The following is a 23,560-nucleotide window of genomic DNA, read 5'->3' on the forward strand; positions in this document are numbered from 1 at the left end:
TCGCGCCCCGACCGGGAATTCCTTCCTAACTTCTGGCAATTGCAAAAAAAAGCTCCGGCTTTTGCCGAAGCTGGAATACCCTATGTTGAAATAATCAAGATTCTGCGCCGACCAGCGCCGCCTTGACGAATTCGCGGAAAAGCGGCTGCGGACGATTCGGACGCGAGATAAACTCCGGATGGAACTGCACGGACAGGAACCAAGGGTGACCCGGCAGCTCGACCATCTCCACCAGCCTGCCGTCCGGGGACGCGCCGCTGATCTTGAGACCCGTCGACTCGATGAGATCGCGGTACTCGTTGTTGAATTCGTAACGGTGACGATGGCGCTCGTAGATGAGCTCCTCGCCGTAGCATTCGGCCGCGAGCGTGCCCGGCACGATCTTGCAAGGATAGAGACCGAGACGCAGCGTGCCGCCCATGTCTTCGATATCCTTCTGATCGGGCAGCAGGTCGATGACCGGATACGGCGTAGCCGAATGGAACTCGGAGCTGTGCGCGCCGTCCAGACCGGCCATGCTCCGCGCAAACTCGATAACGGCGACCTGCATGCCGAGACAAATGCCGAAGAAAGGCACCTTGTTTTCGCGCGCATACCGGATAGCCGTGATCTTGCCCTCGATTCCCCGGTCGCCAAAGCCGCCCGGCACGAGGATTCCGCCGACGCCGCCCAGCAGCTGCTGCACATTGGCAGGCGTGACTTCCTCGGCATTCACCCATCGGATGTTCACTTCGGCGTCCGCGTCGATGCCCGCATGCGCGAGCGATTCGACGATACTCAGATATGCGTCGTGCAGCGCGACATACTTGCCGACGATGGCGATCTCCGTCGTACGCTTCAGCGACTTGACGCGGTTCACAAGCTCGATCCACTCGCCCATATCCGGCTTGTCCGCTCCGCCAAGCTTGAGATGGCTCACGACATAGTCGTCGAGACCTTGCTCCTGCAGCATGAGCGGGACCTCGTACAGCGTCGAAGCGTCGCGGCATTCGATGACCGCATTCGCGTCGATATCGCAGAACAGCGCGATCTTGCGCTTGAGGTCTTCGGCCAGCGGATGCTCGGTACGGCAGACGATGACGTTCGGCTGGATGCCGATGCTGCGCAGTTCCTTGACGCTATGCTGGGTCGGCTTGGTCTTCACCTCGCCGGCAGCCTTGATATATGGAATCAGCGTCACGTGGATATACATGACATTGTCGCGTCCGATGTCGCTCTTGATCTGGCGGATCGCTTCAAGGAACGGGAGACTCTCGATATCGCCGACCGTGCCGCCGATCTCGGTGATGACGACGTCGGATCCGGTCTCGCGTCCGGCGCGGAACACGCGGTCCTTGATTTCGTTGGTAATGTGGGGGATAACCTGCACCGTACCGCCCAGATACTCGCCGCGACGTTCTTTGCTGATGACGGTAGAGTAAATTTTGCCGGTCGTCACGTTGCTGTTCTTGGAAAGATTGATATCGATAAAGCGTTCGTAGTGGCCAAGGTCGAGGTCCGTCTCCGCGCCGTCGTCGGTTACGAACACCTCTCCGTGCTGATACGGGCTCATCGTGCCCGGGTCAACGTTAATGTACGGATCGAACTTCTGGATCGTCACTTTGAGGCCGCGATTCTTGAGCAGACGCCCCAGCGACGCCGCCGTGATTCCCTTGCCGAGCGAGGAAACGACGCCGCCCGTCACGAATATATATTTGGTCACCCTCTGTCATACCTCCCGCATGTGCCCCTGGCATCATGTTAATGGTCTCCAAAAAAACAAAAAAAGTGACACCCAATTAAATGGGGGCACTTTTAAAAATAACGCTATTGAAATGCCTGCTTGAAAAGCCCAAGCATAAGTTTACCCGCTGACTACAATGGTGTCAAGCCTCCGGAGCCCTCCGCGATATCGGCCGATCGAGCCTCGAAACGCCAGCAAAAAGACCCAGACCAAGCCGCGCGCTCGCCGCAGCCGGTCGCGGAAAGGGACGCCGATTCGGCGTCCCGCACGGTAGGAATTAGCGTTCTTCTTCCTCTTCTTCCGCGTCTTCCTCGTCCTCATCCTCGTCGAAGCCGTCTTCCTCGTCGACTTCGCCTTCGATGCCTTCTTCTTCCTCGGATTCCTCGTCGATCGCGACTTCTTCGTCGGACTCGCTGGCTTCTTCGCCTTCGTCGAAGATCTCCTCGCGATCTTCGTCGAACAGGTCGAAGCCCTCTTCGGCTTCCGTGAAGGTCTCTTCCTCGTCCTCGCCGTACAGATCCTCGTCGTCGAGATCGTCGTCGTCGTTGATGATGCGCGGACGCTTGGCGCCGCCCGTGATCGGATCGTCGGAGCGATCGACCGGATACCAGCGCTTCAGGCCCCAGACATTGCTGCCGACGCACGCGAAGCGGCCGTCGATATTAATCTCTGTATACACCTGTGCGATAAATTCATTGATCTGCTCGGGAGAGAATCCCCGCAGCTTGGCAATCTCCATCATGAGATCCCGGTAATAGAACGGCGTATTGGCCGCCTTGAGCACCTCGAAGGCCAGGTCGACCATCGGCATCTCCCGGATCTTCTCGGCGTCGAACTTCAGGACGTATTCAGCGCTCACGCTCTAAGTCCCCATCCTCTCTGTATGTTAAACGTACTTATACCCCTCGGGCGTCAACCTTTAGTTAACCGCATTTGCCGTCAAAATGCAAGTACGGCGGCCCGCTAGCAAGGCCTCTCAAGCGATTGCCCGCATATGCTTTTATTCGTCATTTTCCGCGAGAACGAAGCGGAGAATGAAAGTTTTGCGCAGTCCGGGCTTGTCCTCCGCGATGAAGACGCCATTAAGCGAAGGCGCCTCGGAGCCGCGCCTTCGCTTAACCGACTGTACCCTTCCGCGCTCCTCGGGAGGAGGAACCTACATGGGTGCGAGAGTCTCTCCGGGGAAACTCCCACTTCATACTATGTGCCGGGATTCGAAATGACACTGCCTGTCGCCCAATTTAAACGGTTCCGGGCCATACTCCCAAGCTTTGCTCCGCCGGTACACATAGTATGGGGAATCTAAGCCGGGAAGGAGACCAGCACATGGACTCGAGCGCTCTCCTTCGCCTCCTCCGCCGCCTGCTCGCCGGTGGCGGAGAGCGTGGCGCCAGAACGATCGTACGTTTTGCGAGGCACGAGGACGGCCGCAGGTTTCTCGCGAAGCTGGCCGCAAGGCGATCGCGCGGTATGGCGCTGCGCGCCGCTCGTCCGATCCGGGTCATCGGCGGCTTCAGCCTGCCGTTGCGCGCCGACTCTCTTATACCCCTGCTGAGTTACGGCTGCGTGTTGGAGGAAGACCGCAGCGTCAAGATTAGCCGCCGCGCGCTGCCCAGGCCGTTCGTTCAGACGGACAGCAAGATGGACATTCCTTGGGGCGTGCGGCGCATCCGCGCCCCCCAGGCCTGGAGCCGCACGACAGGTCAAAGGGTAAAGGTCGGCGTAATCGACACCGGCGTCGACTTTGGCCACCCCGACCTTCGCCATGCCTTAAGCCGTGGCATCAATCTCCTGCAGCGAGCCTCGCTGCCGCATGACGACAACGGGCACGGCACCCACATCGCGGGGACGATCTCAGCCGCGAATGCCTCGCGCGGCATGATCGGCGTCGCGCCGCGGACAGAGATTCACCCCGTGAAAGCGTTCGATACCGACGGTTCCGCATACGTGTCCGACATCATCCTCGGCATCGAGTGGTGCGTCCATCACGGCATGGACATCGTCAACATGAGCTTCGGCATGCCGAACCGGAGCGAAGCGCTGCTGAAGGCGGTGGAGAGCGCGCATAGGGCCGGCGTGCTGATCGTCGCCTCGTCGGGCAACGACGGCAGGAAAGGCCGGATCGACTATCCGGCCGGCTACGGGCACACCGTGGCCGTCGGCGCGCTCGACCGGCGCGGACGGATCGCGCGCTTCACAAACCGCAGCGCCGCCATCGACATCTACGCCCCCGGCGCGAAGGTGGAATCCGCCTGGCCGAACGGCCGCCGCCGCGTAATGAGCGGCACGTCGATGGCGACCTCCCACGTGACCGGCGCGGTCGCGCTGCTGCTGGCGCTCCGGCCAGGGCTGTCCCCAAGCCGGATCAAGGACATCCTGCGCCGATCCGCAAAGCCGCTCGGATACGACAAAGCTCCCCAGGGAGCCGGGGAGCTGGATGTGTTGCGCATGCTGGAGATCGCGGGCGAGTCTTCCGGCGGAACCGGGGGACCGCCGGGGGACCGCTCCGCAAGGCCGAAGGTGCTGTAGAGGGGGCGGACCTTCGCTATCTTTCTATGCGCTATGCGTTTTTTCGCAAGCGAGGAGCTTGAAGCTTTAGCGGCATGAAATGCCGCTAGCGCCGAAATCTTCGCTGCTCTGGCGTTTTTTTTACGGCATAAATTGCCGTTAGCCGTCCTAGCTAGCCGCCCTGCATGCATTTAGCGGCATAAAATGCCGCTAACGCCTACATACATTCGGCCAACGTGGCCTTAGCGGCATAAAATGCCGCTATCACCTTCAGCTTGCCGTCCTAAGCACCTTTAGCGGCATAAAATGCCGCTATCACCTTCAGCTCGCCCTCCTAGTTACCTTTAGCGGCATGAAATGCCGCTAAAGCTTGTGGCTCGCCGTCCCAGTCGCCCTTAGCGGACAAAAGTTCCGCTATCCGGCACAACCTCACCATCAAATGAGTGTTAGAGGAAAACACTTCCGTTGTAAGTGCCAAATTCACCATCTCAGGGTCCCTCAGCGGAAAATACTTCCACTATCTACTGCAACTCCACCGTCCGAGAGGCCGTCAGCGGAGAATCATTCCGCTATCGACTCCTCCCGCACCGTCTTAGCTGCCCTCAGAGGACAATTTTTTCCGTCCGTTTTCCACCATTTCCATGCCCTACCGGTACCAAATAGGGCCAGCTCCAGCCAAGCCCCTCTTACATCTGCTCCGGCGCGGATACGCCGATCAGGCGCAGACCGTTAGCGAGCGTGTGGCGCAGCGCGGCCAGCAGTTGCAGACGCGCCTGGCTCTGTGCGGCATCCTCGGTGATGACCCGCTCCGCGCGGTAATAGCTGTGGAACAACGCCGCCAGCTCGTATACGTAACGCACGATATGGTGCGGCGCGTAGTCCTTCGCCGAGTCTGCGACGACGGCAGGGAACTCGCCCATTTTGCGCAGCAGATCGTACTCGTGCTCGGCCGCGAGCAGCTCCAGGTTTGCCTCGGCCACAGGCAGCACGGCGACGCCTTGCTCCTCGGCCTGGCGGAAAATACTGCAGATGCGCGCGTGGGCATACTGCACGTAGAACACCGGATTCTCGTTGGACGTCGAGACGGCCAGATCCATGTCAAAGTCCAGATGCGTATCCATGCTCCGCATCGTGAAGAAGTAGCGGATCGCATCGACGCCGACTTCGTCCATCAGGTCCTCGATCGTGATCGCTTTGCCCGTACGCTTGGACATTTTGACCTTCTCGCCGTTCTGGAACAGACTGACCATCTGTGCGATCAGCACTGTCAAGCGCTGCGGATCGTGGCCGAGCGCCGCCATGGCCGCCTTGACGCGCGGGATGTAACCGTGGTGGTCTGCGCCCCAGATGTTGATCAGCTCGTCGAAGCCGCGCGCGAACTTGTCCATATGGTACGCGACGTCCGGCGTCAGGTAAGTGTAGCTGCCGTCGTTTTTAACGAGCACGCGGTTCTTGTCGTCTCCGAACGCCGTCGTATTCAGCCAGACCGCGCCTTCCTCTTCGTAAACATGGCCTTGCGCGCGCAGCGCTTCAAGCGCGCCTTCGACCTTGCCCGTCTGGTAAAGCGAGGTCTCGCTGTACCAGCTGTCGAAGCTCACGCCGAACCGGCCGAGGTCGCGCTTGATCTTGTCCAGCTCGCGCTCGAGGCCGTAGCTGCGGAAATAGTCGAAGCGTTCTTCCTCCGTCTTTTCCAGCAAGCGCGCGCCTTCGCGCTCCGCCAGCTCCTTGGCGAACCCGATAATATCCTCGCCGTAATAGCCGTCCTCCGGCATCGCCGCATCCTCGCCGAGCGCCTGACGATAGCGCGCCTCGATGGAGCGAGCCAGGTTATTGACCTGGTTGCCCGCGTCGTTAATGTAATATTCGCGCGAGACGTCGTAACCCGCAAACGCAAGCACGTTGCACAACGCATCGCCGACCGCGGCGCCGCGCGCGTGGCCCAGATGCAGGCTTCCCGTCGGATTCGCGCTTACGAATTCGACCTGCACTTTGCGCCCGTTGCCCGCGTCCGTACGCCCGTAACCCCCGCCCTGCTCCAGTACCGATGCGACGACAGGCAGCAGATAGCGCTTGTCCATTCGGAAATTGATGAAGCCCGGACCCGCGATTTCCGCGGACGTGACGTTGGCCTTCGCTTTGTCCAGGTGCTCGATGATCGCGGTTGCGATCTCGCGCGGATTTTTCTTCGCGATGCGCGTCAGCTGCATGGCCGCGTTGGTGGCCAGGTCGCCGTGCGCCTTGTCGCGCGGCACTTCGATGACGATCGCCGGCACCTGTTCCCGCTCCACGACCCCCGCCTTGACCGCGGCTTCCGCGATCGCTTCTTTTAACACCTCGTATGTCTGCTCCAGCACGTTCATGAACTTATTCCTCCCGTATATCCAGTCCGATCTCGAACCGGCCCATCTCCTGATCCTCATTGCGCATATCGTAGCGCCAGAACAGCGTGCCGCCGGCATCCGTCAACGCAGCCGTCAGCTCGTGCGTGAACGCCTCAACGGCCATCGAGCCCTGGGGCAAGCGCACCGCGCCCGGCGTCGCCGCGCCCAGCCGAAACGTCTGCTCCACGCCGACCTCTCCCTGACGGACGACGCGCACGTCGCCTTTCAGGATCGAAACCGTCATCGCGTCCGGGCAGCGCAGCACCCAACCCGTCGCCATACGGAACCATTGCCCCGTCAGCCGCTCCTCCGACCATGCGCCGGATTCGCCGCCGTGCCGGCTGCGGAACACGACCGTCACGCGCCTGTAGTCCGGCATTTCGATCCGCTCCCGTCTGTCCGATTGTCTGTTATTACTATATACACAACGCACTTTGAATTCAACGATGGAGGCCGCTCGCCCCTCTTGTCTCCCGCCGCCTCGGCATGCTATGATATGGGCCAATATCCGATCGACGATGAACGGGAGAGTACCGGATCGCATAGCCGTACCAGAGAGCCGGAGGGGTGGAACCCGGCACGGCGGGATCTTCGGGAAGCGGACCCGGGAGTCGGTCGCCCGAACCGGCGCGGCGCCTTAGCCGATAGTCCGGATGTAGGGCGATCCGGCCTTGCGGCCGTTATCCTTTTGAGCGGCGTCCAGCGCAGACCATCTGCCCGGGCGCTATAAGAGTGGTACCGCGGACTAACCTCCGTCTCTTGATGAGACGGAGGTTTTTTGCGTTCGGATTTTGCGGTTGGATTGCTCGTTCGTTGGATTGCTCGTTCGGTTGGATTGCTCGTTCGGTTGGATTGCTCGTTCGGATTGCTATTTGGGTGGAGTGCATCCGGATGGCGTGCGTTTGGATTTTGCGTCTCGAATAAAGCGAAGGAGGACATCGACATGCTGTTAGAGCAAGCCGCAGCGCTGCTGCAACCCCACGTTCCGTTAGAAAAGGAGGCGCTGCTCCGCCGGCTCGAAACGCCTCCGGAGCCGAAGCTCGGCGACGTCGCATTCCCTTGCTTCGTCCTGGCGAAGCAGCTTCGCCGCGCGCCGGGCGTCATCGCCGCAGAGCTCGCCGATGCGGTGGGCGCCGCCGGCCAAGGCGTCCGCGCCGAGGCCGCGGGCGGGTACGTCAACCTATTTTTCGATCCCGCCGTCTGGCTGGGTCGAATCGTCGACGCGTCGATCGAACCCGGCTACGGACGCAGAGATGTAGGCCGCGGCCAACATGTCGTTATCGACATGTCTTCGCCCAACATCGCCAAGCCTCTCGGCGTCGGCCATCTGCGCTCCACGATGATCGGCAATGCGCTGGCCAACCTTTACAGAGAGACCGGGCACGCCGTAACGACCGTCAATCACCTCGGCGATTGGGGCACTCAGTTCGGCAAGCTTATCGTCGCCTACCGTCGCTGGGGAGACAAGGCAGCGCTCGATGCCGATCCGATCGGCGAGAGCCTGCAGCTTTACGTCCGTTTCCACGAGGAAGCGGCAGCGAATCCGGAACTCGAGGACGAAGCAAGAGAAGCGTTCCTGCGATTGGAGCAGGGGGATGAGGAGACGACGGCGCTCTGGCGATTTTTCGTCCAAGCGAGCATGAAGGAGTTCGAGCGCGTTTACGCGCGTCTTGGCGTCCGATTCGACGCGGTGCTCGGCGAGAGCTTCTATAACGACAAGCTCGGGCCTGTACTGGAACGCCTCCGTGCGCAGGGGTTGCTCGAGGAGAGCGACGGCGCGCTCGTCGTCAGACTGGACGAGGAAGGGCTGCCGCCTTGCCTGATTCTCAAGAAAGACGGCGCCACGATCTATCCGGTGCGCGACCTCGCGACCGCGATCTACCGCAAGCAGGCGATGAAGGCGGACCGCTTGCTCTACGTTGTCGGCGCCGAGCAGCAGTTGCACTTCAAGCAGGTGTTCGGGGTACTCGGGAAAATGGGAGAGCCGTGGACGGGAGACTGCGAGCATGTGCCTTTTGGACTCATGACCGTGGAAGGCAAGAAGATGTCCACCCGCAGGGGGAAGGTCGTCTTCCTGGACGAGGTGCTGGACGAAGCGGTACGCAGAGCGCGCGAGATCATCGCGGCCAAGAGCCCGGATCTGCCGGACGCGAACGAAGTCGCCGAGGCCGTAGGCATTGGCGCGGTCGTGTTCGGCGATCTGAAAAACCGCAGGCAGCTGTCCGTGGACTTCAAGCTCGAAGAGGTCGTCAGCTTCGACGGCGAGACGGGACCTTACGTGCAGTATACGTACGCGAGGATTGCCAGCCTGCTGCGCAAGGGCGGCTTCCTGCCGGAACAAGCGCTCGGGCAAGAAGGCGCGAATGTCTCGGTCGAGGGCTTCGCCATGGCGGAGGCCGCCTGGGTTTGCGCCAAGCGACTCACGCTGTGGAGCGATGCTATGAGCGAGGCGGTGCGGGACAACGAGCCGTCGGCCGTGGCGCGTTATCTGCTGGAGCTGGCGCGCGACTTCAATCGCTTTTACCACGACGACAAAGTAATCCAACCGGACGACGAGTCTGGCACGCAAGCGCGCTTGCGCCTATCGGCGGCGGTCGGCTCCTTGCTGGGCCGCGGCTTGAAGCTGCTGGGCATTGCCGTGCCGGAGCGTATGTAAAGGATAGTCGGCAAGAAGACGGATGAGGGCGTTTTGATGGGTATGTTGCACCAACTGCGTCACTCCAGCGAAAAAGCCCGGAACGAGATACGTCTAACGACGTTCCCGCCCGGGCTTTCTACCATACAACCCTACATCCTTTACCGGACCCGCGTCTCCGTCAACTGGAACTGCCCGACCAGCTGCCGCAGGAAGGCGGTGATGCCTTCGACGCTGTGCGACGTATGCCGGACGCCCAGAATCTCGCCGAGCAGCGCCTGCACCTTGGTCTCGACCTCGGCCGAGATGGCGCGGTTCTCCTTGCTGACGTCGGCGATCTTCTCCATCAAAGCGACGACCTCGTCCACGACCTGCGTCTTCATCGCTTCCTCCGACTTGGCGGCGACAAGCGTCTCGGATGCGACGGCGACAAGCTCCGTCCCCTCCTCGACCACGCGGGTACCTTCCTCCATCGAGGCAGAGGCAAGCTTCGCATGGTCGTATATTTTGGCCACGATCGCGTTGACTTCCTCCGTCGACCGCCGCGTCGAGTCGGCCAGCTTGCGGATCTCGCCTGCGACGACGGCGAAGCCGCGCCCGTGCTCGCCGACGCGCGCCGCCTCGATAGAAGCGTTAAGCGCGAGCAGATTGGTCTGCGCGGAGATCTCCTCGATGACCGAGAGCACGCTGCGGATCTCGCCCGCCGTATCGATGAACAAGCGGATCGTGCCGTTCGTCTGCGCGACGCGGTCCGAGATCTGCGACATTTTGCCGCCGATCCGCTCGACCTCGCCCTGCGCGACTTCGATCTGCACCGCAGCCTTCCGTTCGAGCTTGGCCAGCGTCTCCCGCATCTCGCCGGCCACGTCCTTGGCCACATCGATATCCTTCAGTTGGCGGCGGAGACTGCGGATCATATCGTGGATGCGCTCGCTGACCCGCTCCGTCGATCCGGCCGTGGAAGCGGCGGTCTCGTACATGAGCCGCTGGCTGCTGGATACGTCGGATGCAGCAAGGCGGACCTGCAGCATGATGCCCTCGAGCGAGTCGATCATATTGTTAATCCACTTGGCCAGGTCGCGGATTTCATCGTCGTCGTATTCTGCCGTTCGTATTCGCTGTGTCAGGTCGCCTTTGCCTTCGGCATTGATCCGGATGAACTTGCTCAGGCTGCGCAGCGGCTCGGACACGCGGCGATCGCTTCTGCGATGCACCAGCCCGATGCCCGCCCAGCCGGCAACCAGCGACAAGACTAGCTCGCAGACGGCCGTCCATACGGGGGACAACTCGGATGCGAGGTATCCGACCAACGCCGCCGACAATGCCGAAAATGCGACGACGCCTATCCACAGCGGCTTCGCGAGCCGCACCGACACGCTGCGAATCCGGTACACTTCCTCCAGATCGCCCTCGCACATCATGCCCCAACGATCCGGACAATGCGGCAGCTCGAAGGTCACCCCTTTGCCGATGACGGGAATGTGGCGGTAATCCGAGTAGCCGGGAAATTCGACGAACAGGTTGCTGCCGTTGCGGATCGTGCTCTCGACGCCCGGATGAAGCCGCCCGGTGGCCGGATCGGTGAACACAAGCTCGAGCTCGGTATGTTCCTTGACGGACACGACGCCCCAGTCGGTGGTGACGCCGTCCTTCAGATTTTCGCCGTGGGTGAAGGTCCTGTCCTCGAACCGGCTGCGCGACAACGCGGTGCCCGGCGCAATGTGCGTGCTCAGCGAGGGCTTCGCCATGAACAGGTAGTTGTCCCCCGAATCGGGATAGACATGGCCGGATTCGCGCTGGATGAGATCCCCGACGACGTCGTTCGGCACTCTTCCGCACAACGCGCCCTGCCACTCGCCATTTTCCGAGAACGGCAGAATGAAGAGCAGGGTCATCTTATCGTGAAAAGCGGACGAGCGCGCGCCGATCTCCGCCGTCATCGGATCGGGGTAAGGACCGAACAGGCAGGGACGCGCGCCGATGCCGCCGCCTTTCGCATAATCCATGCCCGCCGCGAATCCGGCTCCGTTCCCGTAGGTCCGCCCCTCGTGGGGCTGGTGCGTCGAATAAACGACCGTTCCCGCTGCATCGGTCACAAAGATCTCGGTAAAATCGATCGCGCGCGTATATGCCGAGCCGATCAGCTTGCCCATCGCTTCGCGGGCTGCCCCGCTGCCGGCAGGCGCCGGACCGCTGCCATTCGACCGAAGCTGCTCCAGCAGCCGGTCCAGATGACGCCAGTAGTCCGTCGTCCAATCCTTCAGGAGCTGCATCCGCGTCTCGGCGATGCCTTCGAAGATCTCCTCGATGTCTCGCTTCAACCGCCTGTTGAGCCTGTACGACCACCATAACGGTAGTCCTTTTTTAAAGCCGAGCCAGTCGAACATGCCGCCACCCCATTTTTATGTATGATGTAAGTAATAATAACATTTAAGATTGCGAATTTCCTCATATTTCCGAATGTTTCGGTCTATTTGTTTAAATAATGTTAGTCTTTGTAACGCATTCATCATTCAGCGCATGAAAAAAGCCCAACTCTTTAAGGAGTGGGGCTCATTCTACGTAATTAGCGTCAAATTACTTGGTCAGATCCTCGACGAACTTCGGCAGCGCGAAGGCTGCGTGATGCAGGCGAGGCGTGTAGTACTTCGTGTCGAGCTCCGGCAGCTGGGCGGCGTCGACTTGAAGCGGATCGTGCTTTTTGCTGCCCATCGTGAACGTCCACAGACCGCTCGGGTACGTCGGAATGTTCGCCGTGAACACGCGCACGATCGGGAACACTTCCTTCACGTCGCGGTTTACGCTTTGGATCAGGTCCGCTTTGAACCAAGGGTTGTCCGTCTGGGCGACGAACAGTCCCTCCTCCTTCAGCGATTCGTAGATGCCCTGGTAGAAGCCGCGCGTAAACAGATGCGCCGCGGGGCCGACTGGCTCGGTCGTATCCGCCAGGATGACGTCGTACGTGTTTTTATGATCGAGAATATGCTTGAAGCCGTCGTTCACCTGTACGTCGACCCGCGGGTCTTCGAGCTTGCCGGCGATCGAAGGGAGATATTGCTTGGAGTATTCGATAACCTTGCCGTCGATGTCGACGAGAACCGCCTTTTTCACCTTCGGATGCTTCAGCACTTCGCGGATGACGCCGCCGTCGCCGCCGCCGACGACCAGTACCTGCTCCGGGTTCGGATGCGTGAACAGCGCGGGATGCGCGACCATCTCATGGTAAACGAACTCGTCCTTGACTGTCGTCATGACCATGCCGTCCAGCACCAGCATATTGCCCCACTCTTCCGTCTCGATCATCGCCAGTTCTTGAAAATCGGTTTGCTCGTGTACGTATGTTTGCTTGATCTTCGCCGTGATGCCGAAGTTTTCGGTTTGCTTCTCGGTGTACCACAATTCCATGGAGGACATGGGATCCCTTCTTTCCTGTCGGATTCGACTAAACAAGTTGTATTATAGGGGATCGTGCGCAAAAAGCAATGTAGATTTGGCCGGGTCTGGAATAAGAGAAAGCCGTCTTTTCCATAATAAGGGGTGAGTGTGTTCGGAATGTAACGTTAAACGTCGACCTGTGTCAGACAATTGTCGGATGATGAATAGAATCGCTCGGCGCGAAGCCCGCAACATTCGCATACGGCGCAAAGGAGGGTTCGCATTTGGACATGTACTCGGAAAAAAGGGCAGCCGGCCGGGAGGCTGGCGGCGCTCCCGTGCGCGCGGAGACGACTCCGCGGCCCGAACGCCCGGAACGGGCAGGCGGCGGCAAAAGGCGCAGACTCGGTTGGCGGATGGCGCTTGCCATCGCCCTGTTGCTGCTCGCGGGCGGGGTCGCCGCTGCCGAGCTGGCGCTTCGGTTCGGCAGTCTGCCTATGGCCGAGATGCCGCAATCGACCCGCATACTAGACATGGACGGCCAAGTGCTGTCCTCCCTGCAGGGCGGCGTCAACCGGCGGACGGTGGCGCTGCGCGAGATCTCGCCCTGGCTGACGAAGGCGACGCTCGCGGTAGAGGATCGCCGGTTTTACTCGCATTCGGGCGTCGATCTGCGCGGACTCGCGAGAGCCGCCTGGGTCGACGCGCGCCACCTGTCCCGCGAGCAGGGTGCCAGTACGCTGACGCAGCAGCTCGCCCGCAACCTGTACTTGAGCCACGAGCGCACCTGGACCCGCAAAGCCAAGGAAGCCTGGTACGCGGCTATGCTGGAGCGCAAGTACAGCAAGGACAAGATTCTCGAGATGTATCTGAATCAAATCTATTACGGCAACGGCGTTTATGGGGCCGAGGCGGCGGCACAGCTCTACTTTGGCAAGCCGGCTGCCTCGCTCACCTTGGCGGAGAGCGCGTTGCTCGCCGGCATTCCGAAGGGACCGCGCTACTATTCGCCGTATACGCGGCTGCCGCAGGCGCTCCAAAGGCAGCGCATCGTGCTGCAGTCGATGGAGGACAGCGGCGCGATCGATGCGCAGCAGCGGCGGCAGGCGCTCGCCGAAAAGATCGTCGTCCGGCCGATGCCGGACAACCGCGGACAGAGCGCGCCTTACTTTGCGGACTATGTGCGGAAGTTGGCAGCCAGCAAGCTCGGCATCGAGGAACGGCTGCTCAACGAAGGCGGACTGCAGATCTATACGACGCTCGACAGCCGGATGCAGCGCGAGGCGGAAGCGGCCGTAGAGAAGCAGATGCCCAAGAACAGCCAGCTGCAAGCCGCCCTCGTCTCGATCGATCCTGCGACTGGATACATCAAGGCGATGGTGGGCGGCCGACATTACGTGGAAAATCCGTACAATCGCGTCTTCGCGGCTACGCGCCAGCCCGGCTCCTCGTTCAAGGCGGTCGTCTATGCGGCCGCGCTCGAGAGCCGCGCCGTTACCGCCGCGACGACCTTCCGCAGCGAGCCGACCGTCTTCTACTACGACGACTACCGCAAAGTGTATCGGCCGAGCAATTACAACGACCGTTATTTCGGCGCGGACATCGGACTGCGGCAGGCGATCGGCACGTCGGACAATATTTTTGCGGTCCAGACGCTTATGAAAACAGGGCCCGATAACGTCATCGCGATGGCGCGCAAGCTTGGCATCGCCGGCAAGTTGGACGCGGTGCCGTCTCTCGCGCTCGGCACGTTTCCTGTGAGCCCGTATGAAATGGCCTCGGCCTATGCCGTATTCGCCGCAGGCGGCGTGAAGCGGGAGCCGACGGCGATCCTTCGCATCGCGGACAGCGGCGGGCACACGTTGTACGAAGCGCGGCCGAAGACGGAACAGGTCGTGTCGCCGGCACTTTCCTACGTGCTGACCGACTTGCTGGGCAGCGTGTTCGAACCCGGCGGCACAGCTCGGCGCGTCGCCCACCTGCTGCACCGGCCGACGGCAGGCAAGTCGGGCACGACGAGCTCCGACGCCTGGTTCGTCGGTTACACGCCGGACCTGGTCACGTCCGTCTGGGTCGGCTACGACAAAGGACGGGCGATCACCTCCAGCGAAGCGCACAGGGCCGCTCCCATCTTCGCCGAGTATACCGAGGCAGCGCTGGCGGGCGTGGAGCCCCACACTTTCGCGATACCGGAAGGCGTCGTCTCGACGGATATCGATCCCGTGTCGGGGCTGCTCGCGTCCGTCGCTTGCCCGGCGCGCGTGCATGCGGCGTTTCTGGCCGGCACGGAGCCGACCGGCACTTGCGGCCAAAATTCGGAAGCCGCGGACCCAGACGGCGGCGGAACAAAGTCGCTCTGGCGCAAAATACGCGGTTGGTGGAAAAGCTGACGCGCAAAGACGTTGAGGCATCACTATTTCACGCCCGGGGCAACAATTCCGGCGAATAAGACGATGGCACATCGTTATTTCGAGCCCGAGACGACTTTTTCGGCGAATAAGACGCTGGCACATCGTTATTTCCGGCTTGGGACGACCATTTTGGCAGACAGGACACCGGCACATCGCTGCTCCGACACGAGCCCGCCATTTCGGCTCCCCCTCCTAATACCGCAGCAGCACCTAAGCTAAACCAAAAAGACTGCCTACGCTCGCGCGGGACATTCCCCCGCAAGCAGGCAGTCTTTGTTCATGCCGCGACAACGCTTAAGCCAGCTGGTCCTTCAGTTCCTCCGGCGAGCGGTCCCACCACTCGTAGTTGTGCGATTGCAGCAGCCGGCGGAGCGCCGCCTTGTCCTCGTCGCCCAGGTCCTCGAGCAGGAACTTGCGCTTGATCGCGCGGTCCATCCGGTTCACATGCTCGGCCAGCAGCTTCCAGCCGCGCCGCGCTTCGGTATCGATCAGCATCTCGCAGGCCGTCGCGCCTCCGTAGAAGCTGCCCCGCTCGTCGCGGTCGACGGCCACCCATACGATCCACACCTGGCGGCCGTTCGGGACGTTTTCTTTTTCCGGCGAGAACTTGATGCCCTTCTCCACCTTGCTCTTCGCATGCATCGCGCCTACGTCAATATAAGCCTCTCCGCCGTCGATAATGACGGGCGATACCTGGCTGAGATCGATGGTCCCCGCACCGAAGCCTTTATGTTCTTTACTGCTTACTACATTCAGCGCCAGCTTCTTTTTCTCCGGCTTCGGCTGCTGATCGTTCGCGTTCGTATCCACGACTCATCCTCCATCCTTTTCGCTAACCCTATTTTATCGAAAAGCAGCATAAAAAGCACCACGCGGCACCGCTCCTCCGGAGTGCCTTGCGGAAGAGCATTAGTCGCGGGAGATGCAGATGTTTGGGACAAACCAAGACATTGCGTTAAAAAAACCGCCCGCCGCATCTTCCCGCGGCAAGCGGCTTCCCTATCTTAAATATCGTCGTTCGGCGTCGTCGGACCTTCGGACATGAGCAAGTCCTTATGCGCGAGGGGCTTGCCGCCCGCGTCCGTTAGCGTCTCAAGCTCGGGCACGAACGCGCCGTACCGATACGTATAAGCGGTCGTCAGCCATCCGATCGCCGACCGTTCGCCGTCTGCCTCTGCCGCGGATACGCGCTGCACCGTAACGATTTTTCCGGGAGAAATTTTATAAGAGGACACCGGGTCCACAGCCGCTCCCTTGGCGCGAACGCCGGGGATGACGCCGCCGAGCCCGCTCGCAGGATCGGTCAGCTTGACGCCGCCGCCCGCGATTCCTTTCAACTCATAGCGCTGCGCCAGGTCCGCGATCGTAAAAGCCGGGTCCGTCACATCGAACAATAGTCTGAAGCCTTCCGCGCCGTCGTAGACGCTAAGCCCTGTTCCCGCCTCGACTTTCGCCGCCTTGCGATAGATGAGCAGCTCCGGTACGCCGTCGCCGGTCAGATCCTCGAACTTAACCTCAGGCTTCTTTAAGTAATCGATCTCGGCCGCCTGCATGAAGGCGAACCGGAGCGAGCCGTCCGCCAGTACCCGCCACCTGATCGGACGTCCCGATTCGTCGAGATCCGCCTCAATATCAATCCCTTCCCGAAGGTTCAGCGCCTTCGCCAAATCGGGATTGCGATTCGTAAATACGGTTTCCGTGCGCGCGATCGGCAACGTGCCGCCGTCGGATACGCCGCCGGCCAAGGGAGGCCCGGCGAGAGCTATGGATGGGATTCCCGCGAACGCGGCGGCAGCCGTGCCTGCCGCGATCAAGCGGAGCGTACGATGAATGGGGTTCATGACCATCCCTCCTTCTAATATAGTTATACCCATTCTATGTAGATGGACAACCGCCTAGACCGGCTTGTCCTTCCGATGCCGGGCTTGCCGCTTGCGGCGGCGCGCGAATTTCAATTGTTTGGGACAAAGATATAATCTGCGGACAACCCACATATACATCTGCTAGATGCTTGTCAACGGGAGGGTTACCGTCATGCCCCAACGCCCCATTTATCGTATCGCCGCGCTCGCCGTTTCCGCCGCCGTGCTGCTGAGCTCGGCCAGCTTCGGATTCGATGCCGCCTGGCAGTCTCAGTTCACCCTGCCCGCCTATGCCGCACAGGACCCCCTGACGGCCGCCTCCCGGGATTCCGGCGATTTGACCGGAGCGCCCGACGCCAATGCCGCAGTCGACCCCGTCGAGTCGCCCGCCGACTCGCCCGTCGGCTCCGACGCTGCCGGCGCCTCGGAAGGACAGCACAGCGCGGCTGCGGCGCCGCAGCCTTCTCCGATTCCAGCCCCGCAGCAGTCCGTAGCGCTCAGCAACCGGATCGTCGACTACGACATCTCGGTCAAGCTTCTGGACGGCGGCCAGCTCGAAGGCTCCGAGACGCTGACTTGGAAAAACCCCGGTCGCAAGCCCGTGACGGATCTGTACCTTCATTTGTATCCGAACGCGTTCGCGCCCGGCAGTACGTTCCTGAACGAATCGAACGGCCAGCTTCGCGGCGTGAAGATGACGCCGGGCAAGGACGGCGCCATGGAGCTGAGCGAGCTTACGACCGAGGATGGCGAGACGCTGCTGCCGCGCCTTCGTTATGTCCAGCCGGACGACGGCAACGCGCAGGACCGCACGCTGGCCTCCTTCCGTCTTCCCAAGGCCGTAGCGCCGGGACAGAGCGTCACCGTCCGCATGAAGTTCACCGTCAAGCTGCCGCAGGTATTCGCCCGCATGGGACAGGCAGGAGACTTCGTCATGGCCGGCCAATGGTTCCCGAAGGTCCCCGCCTACGAAACTGCGGGCGTCCGCGGACGCGCGGCGGAGGGCTGGGATCTCCACCAGTATCACGGCAACTCGGAATTCTACTCGGACTTCGGCGTATACGGCGTGAAGATCGACGTACCCGAGGACCGGACCGTGGCGGCAACCGGTTTTCAGTACAAGCAGCCCGTCGTCAAGGACGGACGCAAGACGTACCAATTCTATGCAGAAGACGTGCACGACTTCTCCTGGTCCGCCTCTCCCGACTTCGTGACCGCGGAGGACTCCTTCTCCTCGGCCGGCGTGCCCGGCGTGCGGATCAAGCTGTACCTGGACCCGCTGCACGCAAAGCAGGAGGAGCGCTACATGCACGCGGCCAAATCCGCGCTGGCAAAGCTCGGCGAATGGTACGGCGACTATCCGTACACGACGCTCTCCATCGTTATCCCCCCTGCCGACGCGGAGGGCGCGGGCGGCATGGAATATCCGACGCTCGTCACCGGCGCGGCGGCAAAGGACGACAATCCGGGGTACGAGCTCGAGCGCACGCTGGTGCACGAGATCGCGCATCAATACTGGTACGGCATCGTCGCTTCCAACGAATTCGAGGAGGCTTGGCTGGACGAGGCCTTCACGTCCTACACCGAGGATAAGCTGATGGCCGCCATCTACGGCGTCTCGGCCCGCACGCCGATCGAGTCCCTCTACATGACGAACCCGCTGCCGCTCAAGCTCGACGCCTGGAATTACGGAAGTTCGGACGCTTACGCCGAAAACGTATATATGCGCGGCAAACTCGTACTCAAAGCGATCGAGGCCAAAACCGGGGAAAAAACGATGTCGAAGATCATGCGGACTTATTTTCAAAAATACCGCTTCAAGCACCCCGACAGCCAAAGCTTCCAGCGTGTCGTCGAAGCCGTAACCAAGGATGACTGGAAGGATTTCTTCCAGGCCTACGTGTACCGGGGAGAGTCGGCCGACTTCGCGGTAGCCTCCATCCGCACGGAGCCGGACGGCGAGGGCGGCTATCAGTCCATCGTCCTGCTCACGAGGACCCAGGGCAGCCCGCAGGCGGCGACGGTGCAATTCGGCTTCAAGGACGGCAAAACCGTACGCAAGACGTGGGACGGCATTCAGAGCCACATCCAGATCCGCCTGCAGTCGGCATCGCCGTTGTCGTACGTGGCGGTCGATCCGATGCTCGACATCGTGCTCGATCACAGCCGTTACGACAACTATCTGAAGGCCGAAGCGCCCGCGCGCAAGCGGACCAAGCTCGACGTGACGCTAGGACAGCTGATCGACGCGATCGTCGGCAGCATGGCCTGGTGATGGAGGAGGAAGCGACATGAACGACGCGATCCGAAAAGGCTGGGAGACGACCAAGCGACACAAATTCGTACTCGTCGCCTTATTCCTTTACCGCCTGTTGTGGGGATTTTTCCTCTACCGGTTTATCGATTCGGTCGTGGCGCCAATCCTGACCCGGTATCCCGACGAACATCCGCTCGGCGCGGCAGCCAAGCAGCTTTTTGCGATCGAAGCCCAGTTCCGTCTGCTCAAGACGGGTCTGGCCGATCGCACGCTGCTCATGCTGGGCTGTATGCTCCTCTTCCGCATGCTGATCACGCCGATTCTGAATGCGGGACTTTACTACTCCTTCACCCATGCCGAGGAGCAGGGCGGCACCCAAGTGCTCAAGGGCATCCGCCGGTCGTGGAAAAAGGTGTCCTTGCTCTACGGCACCGAGAAGCTGATCGCCCTGGCGCCGGCGATCTGGCTGATTCCGTTCGGACGGAACGCATACATGGAAATGCCCGACGCCGCTTCATGGCTCGGACAGATGCTCCCTTACGCCGCGGGCTGGGCGCTCTGGATGCTGGCGGTGCATCTCCCCTTCTTATTCATGCAGTTCAGCGCCGCCGCAGGGGACAGCCCTTGGCAGGGCGCGCTTCGCTCGATAAGCCGCCTGCTCCCCCTGCTCGGCGTAACCCTTTTGCTGCCGCTGCTCTCCCTGCTCGGTTCCGCCGCCGTATCCGGCGCCACGCTGATCTGGACGGGCTTGCTCGCGATCGCGCTGAACCAGGCGTTCCACTTCGTCCGGTCGATGATCGCGCTCTGGACGGCGGCCTGCCAGCATCGCTTGTGGCAGCGCGAACAGGCTTAAAATAACGCTTATAAACAGAAAAAGACGGCGCGCCGTTCATCGGATGATGAGCGGCGCGCCGTCTCTTTTTTTTTGCAGGCTATTAATATCGGTCGAGAGGGCGGCATAGACTACGTTCATACTCTTGCGACTGCAGCCTTGTCGAAGACTTGCGTCCTCTTAATCTTTCTCATTTATTCATAGGCTTGGCCTTTCGCGGGCGCAAACCCCGCATCCCTTGCTGTGATTGGGTTATGAGACTTCGCCAGCATATTCCTTTTGATTTGGGACATTAAGGATTTCTAATCTTGAAGGAGCAGGAGTTGGGGCCTAAAAATCGAATTTCTAAAGCTAAGGTGCGAAAACTGCCGAATTCCCGCGCACTGGGAAACGGGGGAACCAGTCTTTACCGGGTGAATTGGCTTTGCCTCGCGCAGAAGCCATAGGGAACCTTCAACCGAACCCTCCAGCTAACCTCGTAGGCACTTGGAAGGAGCTTCTTGTTTTGCGCAAAGTTACTGTACTTCTACTTGCTTTAACCTGCCTCCTGGCTTTCCAGTTGGGCAGCGCGTCCGCAGCTTCCAAGCTCGACTCGACCGTCTCCAAGCTGATCGGCATCGACTACGATTACGGCGGCACGACGACTAGCGGCTTCGATTGCTCCGGATTCACGGCTTATGTTTTCAAGAAGTTCGACGTCAAGCTGCCTCACTCGTCCAAAGGCCAATTCGCCATGGGCGACAAGGTCGCTCGCGACGATCTTCGTCCGGGAGATCTCGTATTCTTTAATACGAGCGGCGAAGGCGTGTCCCACGTAGGCATCTATGTCGGCGACAACAAATTTGCGCACTCGGCTTCCAAGGGTGTTACGATCTCGGATCTGGATGAAAAGTATTACGCGAAGCGCTATGTCGGCGCTCGCCGTGTAATGGACTCCGACACTTACACGTCCGTGGCAATCGATCACGTGTAAACTCGGCTGAAGTGGAATGGCTTAGGCAAAGACCCGCCCCAAAGCGGGTCTTTGCTGCTGCTTGGAGTGAATGGAGAGGTTACTTAGGTTGTACCCCCCCGTAAAGATTTCGAAACAGGCTTTGCGTAAAAAGTTGCACGAAAAACGGGCTTTGGCGTCGTATGCCAAAGCCCGTTTTTTCGTCATTTTTTCCAGGGGAATTCCGCGCCGAGCCGTTCGGCTTCCTCCGGCTTCACCCGGCCGCCGTAGCGCGCTCTGCCATACAGCTCGCCGAGCTGACGGGACGCGCTCGCCAGCCAACCTCGGGATGCCGTTTCCGGCGTACGGGCCCGGGGCGCTTCGTTTTGAACGCGCCACGCCTCGATCGCCCGGAGCGTCTCCGACGGCGTAAGCGATTCGCGGTGCGCGTATCCTTCTTTGACCGCATCGGCGATGAGCGCGGCATATAGACTTCTGACCTTGTCCTCCGCCGACATCGCCGTCCACTCCTCGCGCCCGAGCGCGCGTTTCGCTTTCGACCGATTCCGCGAGAACAGTCTGCCCAGCAGCTTTTCTCCTTGGAGCAGGCTCTCTCGTTCTTCGGTGTAACCGAGATCCGCCTCGGCCGCGCGCCGCCCCGCGAGCAGCCTGCCGTACCACGCTTTCAGACGATCGGAGATGCGCCGCCACCAGACGGCGCTGAGCAAATATCGCCGCGCCAGACGATAAACGACGGCAAGCGCCAGCAGCGCGAGTACGACATACAGCGCATACTCGAGCCATACCCACAGCCGTCCGGTGCCTCCCTCCTGCGGCGGGAACGCCGGCGGCTGCGCGGACTGCACGGGTTCGGGCGTCTGTTCGGGGGCAGGTTCGCCCGCCGGGACGCGCGAGACCAACCAGCGGATGAGCCGAAGGACCTGCGGCCAGATCGGAAGTCCCGCAAACGGGAGAAAGACGAGCGCGACGACGATGCCCCACAACGCGAGGTACCGCTTGCCCGCGGCGGCAAGCCGTCTCGTGACGAGACCGGCATGAAGACCGGCTTCGGCCAGCGACTTCGACTGCTGAAAATATAGCGCCGCCGCCAGCCAGGCGATGCCCGCGGCGAGCAGCAGCGGCTTCGCGCCGTCTGCAATGCCAAGCGGCGATGCCGCCGCGAGGACGATCGCGTGGAGGCCGACCGCGACGGCACAGCGTACGCTGCGCGCCCAGTCGAAGCGGGCGATCCACGACAGGAAACCAAGCGGCAGCACGAGCCAGAGCAGCCGCCAGTCTACGGCGCTTGCGGCGGCGATGAATGCCGCGACGAGCGCCAAGTGAACGAGCGACGCCGGCAGCTTGCCGCGCAGCACCGAGGGCAGCGATCGCCCGACCGCGGCGCTTAGCCAAGCGAGGGCGATCCAGCCGACCGTCGGGAAAGCGAGACCGGCTTGCGCGTGGAGAATCAGCAGAAGCGGGTAGACGGCGAGCGCGTCAGCCAGGCTGCGGAGAATGAGCTTCATGGCGTTCCTCCTGCGGCTTGGCGTGATGCCTGCTTGTCCTTGTACAACAGCATGACCTCTACACGGTTGCCGGCCTGCCGCAGCATCCGCACGGCCAGCTCCTGCTTGGGCGTCAGAAAAGCGGTAATGAGCAGCAGATTCGCTCCGCGCATCCGTCCCTGGATCAGATCGCCGAGCAGATAGCCCAGCTCCAGCCGGACGACGGGCTCAAATCCGGTCATCGCTTCGAGCAGCGCGTAGAGTTGGCTGCGGCCGCGCGCAGGCTCGATTCGCAGCGGGACCGCCTCCCCGCCCTGTACGCGGCCGTTGAAGATCAGTCCCGCCCTGCCCCCGCTATCGAGCGTCTGCTTGGCGACGGACGCGGCGATGCTGATCGCTTCTTCGAACTGCTCGAGCGCAATCCGCCTGTTCGTCGAAGCATCGGCAAGCTCTGCGTTGAGCAGCACGGTCACGTCGCCGCCAACCATCGTCTCTCTGCGGTTGACGAGCAATTCGCCGGTTCTGGCGGTGGCGTTCCAATTGACCTGCTTCATGGCGTCGCCGCCGCGATAGGCTCTGACGCCCGCGGTATGGTAATGATCCTCGCGGAAGGCGTCGGGCGAGCTGAGCGCGCTCTGCATCCATTCGCGGGCCGCGCGAGGCAGCTCTCTGGCGCCGAGCAGCCTCGGGTACACGGTAACCGAACAATCCGACTCGACCTGCAATGCGCCGCTCGTCATGCCCATGAGATCCCCGTGCGTGATCGTCAGCGTCTGCGTCCGGTATCTCCCCCGCTGCAAGCAAGTCACTTCATGACGGCGCACAAGCTTGGTGTAAGGCCCAAGCGTAAACAAGCTCGCGTGGTTTTGCAGCGTCTGCCCGACGCTTACCGCGAGATCCGACGTTTCCTTGCCGAATCTTAGCGCGGCAGGCATCTGCGTCTCGGCCCGCAGCCAGGGGAGCGGCAGCCACTTGGCATTGACGAGCCGCTCTTCCATCCAGATCTTGTCCCCCGCAAACGCCCGAGGCACGCTGAACTTGCGTTCATACCGAATCTTGCGCAGCCCGAGCCAACTGAAAAGCATTCGCTGCACCATCGCGAGGACTGCGACGACGACGAGCAATTTGATGATCGGCATG

Annotated in this window: 16 protein-coding genes, 1 riboswitch and 1 other annotated feature; of the genes, 6 read left to right on the top strand and 10 right to left on the bottom strand. The window is 61.3% G+C overall.

From position 1 onward, the window contains the following. Positions 1–94: 94 nt before the first annotated feature. Positions 95–1,702 (bottom strand): CTP synthase, encoded by a 1,608-nt coding sequence (locus ACFOTD_RS05470; protein WP_378116525.1) that lies wholly within the window; start codon positions 1,700–1,702, stop codon positions 95–97. 298 nt (positions 1,703–2,000) lie between these two features. Further along, positions 2,001–2,582 (bottom strand): DNA-directed RNA polymerase subunit delta, encoded by a 582-nt coding sequence (gene rpoE / locus ACFOTD_RS05475; RefSeq protein ID WP_378116527.1) that lies wholly within the window; start codon positions 2,580–2,582, stop codon positions 2,001–2,003. A gap of 467 nt (positions 2,583–3,049) precedes the next feature. On the opposite strand from rpoE, the gene ACFOTD_RS05480 reads away from it, so the two are divergent. After that, positions 3,050–4,252, top strand: a complete 1,203-nt coding sequence (locus tag ACFOTD_RS05480) for a S8 family peptidase (RefSeq protein ID WP_378116529.1) — start codon at positions 3,050–3,052, stop codon at positions 4,250–4,252. A 665-nt stretch (positions 4,253–4,917) separates the two neighbouring features. On the opposite strand, the gene argS (ACFOTD_RS05485) is transcribed toward ACFOTD_RS05480, so the two are convergent. Together argS (ACFOTD_RS05485) and ACFOTD_RS05490 are read right to left on the bottom strand one after the other, a co-directional pair. Further along, positions 4,918–6,591 carry an arginine--tRNA ligase gene (gene argS, locus ACFOTD_RS05485; RefSeq protein WP_378116531.1) on the bottom strand — a complete coding sequence of 558 codons (1,674 nt, stop codon included), beginning with the start codon at positions 6,589–6,591 and terminating at the stop codon, positions 4,918–4,920. 4 nt (positions 6,592–6,595) lie between these two features. Then, positions 6,596–6,991: a DUF1934 family protein gene (locus ACFOTD_RS05490; protein ID WP_378116533.1), complete on the bottom strand. Its 396-nt coding sequence runs from the start codon at positions 6,989–6,991 to the stop codon at positions 6,596–6,598. Between the two features lie 130 nt (positions 6,992–7,121). Continuing rightward, positions 7,122–7,375: a binding site (T-box leader), on the top strand. Between the two features lie 180 nt (positions 7,376–7,555). Here ACFOTD_RS05490 and argS (ACFOTD_RS05495) point away from each other — a divergent pair. Further along, positions 7,556–9,268 carry an arginine--tRNA ligase gene (argS, locus tag ACFOTD_RS05495; RefSeq protein WP_378116535.1) on the top strand — a complete coding sequence of 571 codons (1,713 nt, stop codon included), beginning with the start codon at positions 7,556–7,558 and terminating at the stop codon, positions 9,266–9,268. A 140-nt stretch (positions 9,269–9,408) separates the two neighbouring features. Here argS (ACFOTD_RS05495) and ACFOTD_RS05500 read toward each other — a convergent pair whose 3' ends face one another. After that, the gene (locus ACFOTD_RS05500) at positions 9,409–11,634 is read right to left on the bottom strand and encodes a methyl-accepting chemotaxis protein (protein WP_378116537.1); all 2,226 of its coding nucleotides are present in this window, start codon (positions 11,632–11,634) and stop codon (positions 9,409–9,411) included. Positions 11,635–11,824: 190 nt separating this feature from the next. After that, positions 11,825–12,652 (bottom strand): polyamine aminopropyltransferase, encoded by an 828-nt coding sequence (speE, locus tag ACFOTD_RS05505; RefSeq protein ID WP_378117048.1) that lies wholly within the window; start codon positions 12,650–12,652, stop codon positions 11,825–11,827. Positions 12,653–12,912: 260 nt separating this feature from the next. On the opposite strand from speE, the gene ACFOTD_RS05510 reads away from it, so the two are divergent. After that, complete coding sequence (locus tag ACFOTD_RS05510) at positions 12,913–15,012, top strand: transglycosylase domain-containing protein (protein WP_378117050.1); 2,100 nt, start codon at positions 12,913–12,915, stop codon at positions 15,010–15,012. A 315-nt stretch (positions 15,013–15,327) separates the two neighbouring features. Here ACFOTD_RS05510 and ACFOTD_RS05515 read toward each other — a convergent pair whose 3' ends face one another. Together ACFOTD_RS05515 and ACFOTD_RS05520 are read right to left on the bottom strand one after the other, a co-directional pair. Next, positions 15,328–15,843 carry a YwhD family protein gene (locus ACFOTD_RS05515; RefSeq protein ID WP_378116539.1) on the bottom strand — a complete coding sequence of 172 codons (516 nt, stop codon included), beginning with the start codon at positions 15,841–15,843 and terminating at the stop codon, positions 15,328–15,330. Between the two features lie 194 nt (positions 15,844–16,037). Continuing rightward, the gene (locus tag ACFOTD_RS05520; protein WP_378116541.1) at positions 16,038–16,874 is read right to left on the bottom strand and encodes a hypothetical protein; all 837 of its coding nucleotides are present in this window, start codon (positions 16,872–16,874) and stop codon (positions 16,038–16,040) included. 193 nt (positions 16,875–17,067) lie between these two features. Between ACFOTD_RS05520 and ACFOTD_RS05525 the strand changes: the two genes are divergently transcribed. From ACFOTD_RS05525 to ACFOTD_RS05535, 3 genes are all read left to right on the top strand, one after another. Then, on the top strand, positions 17,068–19,170 hold the full coding sequence (locus tag ACFOTD_RS05525) for a M1 family metallopeptidase (RefSeq protein ID WP_378116543.1): 2,103 nt from the start codon (positions 17,068–17,070) through the stop codon (positions 19,168–19,170). A gap of 16 nt (positions 19,171–19,186) precedes the next feature. Further along, positions 19,187–20,005 carry a hypothetical protein gene (locus tag ACFOTD_RS05530; protein ID WP_378116545.1) on the top strand — a complete coding sequence of 273 codons (819 nt, stop codon included), beginning with the start codon at positions 19,187–19,189 and terminating at the stop codon, positions 20,003–20,005. 335 nt (positions 20,006–20,340) lie between these two features. Beyond that, positions 20,341–20,484, top strand: a riboswitch (cyclic di-AMP (ydaO/yuaA leader). 5 nt (positions 20,485–20,489) lie between these two features. After that, on the top strand, positions 20,490–20,957 hold the full coding sequence (locus ACFOTD_RS05535; RefSeq protein WP_378116547.1) for a C40 family peptidase: 468 nt from the start codon (positions 20,490–20,492) through the stop codon (positions 20,955–20,957). Between the two features lie 182 nt (positions 20,958–21,139). On the opposite strand, the gene ACFOTD_RS05540 is transcribed toward ACFOTD_RS05535, so the two are convergent. Both ACFOTD_RS05540 and ACFOTD_RS05545 read right to left on the bottom strand, forming a co-directional pair. Beyond that, a complete protein-coding gene (locus tag ACFOTD_RS05540; RefSeq protein ID WP_378116548.1) occupies positions 21,140–22,441 on the bottom strand; it encodes a hypothetical protein in 1,302 nt (433 codons plus the stop codon). Then, a complete protein-coding gene (locus tag ACFOTD_RS05545) occupies positions 22,438–23,559 on the bottom strand; it encodes a DUF58 domain-containing protein (protein WP_378116550.1) in 1,122 nt (373 codons plus the stop codon). Before ACFOTD_RS05545 ends, ACFOTD_RS05540 begins: the two co-directional genes overlap by 4 nt. Position 23,560 lies beyond the last annotated feature (1 nt).

It is taken from the genome of Cohnella sp. GCM10012308 (assembly GCF_042649185.1).
In the GTDB taxonomy this organism is placed as follows: Bacteria; Bacillota; Bacilli; order Paenibacillales; family Paenibacillaceae; genus Cohnella.

Excerpts from the sequence above, each read along its gene's own strand:
- ACFOTD_RS05510 (WP_378117050.1), top strand. The coding sequence starts at position 12,913 with ATGTACTCGGAAAAAAGGGCAGCCGGCCGGGAGGCTGGCGGCGCTCCC.
- argS (WP_378116535.1), top strand. The coding sequence starts at position 7,556 with ATGCTGTTAGAGCAAGCCGCAGCGCTGCTGCAACCCCACGTTCCGTTA.
- ACFOTD_RS05490 (WP_378116533.1), bottom strand. The coding sequence starts at position 6,991 with ATGCCGGACTACAGGCGCGTGACGGTCGTGTTCCGCAGCCGGCACGGC.
- ACFOTD_RS05530 (WP_378116545.1), top strand. The coding sequence starts at position 19,187 with ATGAACGACGCGATCCGAAAAGGCTGGGAGACGACCAAGCGACACAAA.
- ACFOTD_RS05520 (WP_378116541.1), bottom strand. The coding sequence starts at position 16,874 with ATGAACCCCATTCATCGTACGCTCCGCTTGATCGCGGCAGGCACGGCT.
- ACFOTD_RS05540 (WP_378116548.1), bottom strand. The coding sequence starts at position 22,441 with ATGAAGCTCATTCTCCGCAGCCTGGCTGACGCGCTCGCCGTCTACCCG.
- ACFOTD_RS05545 (WP_378116550.1), bottom strand. The coding sequence starts at position 23,559 with ATGCCGATCATCAAATTGCTCGTCGTCGTCGCAGTCCTCGCGATGGTG.
- ACFOTD_RS05500 (WP_378116537.1), bottom strand. The coding sequence starts at position 11,634 with ATGTTCGACTGGCTCGGCTTTAAAAAAGGACTACCGTTATGGTGGTCG.
- argS (WP_378116531.1), bottom strand. The coding sequence starts at position 6,591 with ATGAACGTGCTGGAGCAGACATACGAGGTGTTAAAAGAAGCGATCGCG.
- speE (WP_378117048.1), bottom strand. The coding sequence starts at position 12,652 with ATGGAATTGTGGTACACCGAGAAGCAAACCGAAAACTTCGGCATCACG.
- ACFOTD_RS05525 (WP_378116543.1), top strand. The coding sequence starts at position 17,068 with ATGCCCCAACGCCCCATTTATCGTATCGCCGCGCTCGCCGTTTCCGCC.
- ACFOTD_RS05480 (WP_378116529.1), top strand. The coding sequence starts at position 3,050 with ATGGACTCGAGCGCTCTCCTTCGCCTCCTCCGCCGCCTGCTCGCCGGT.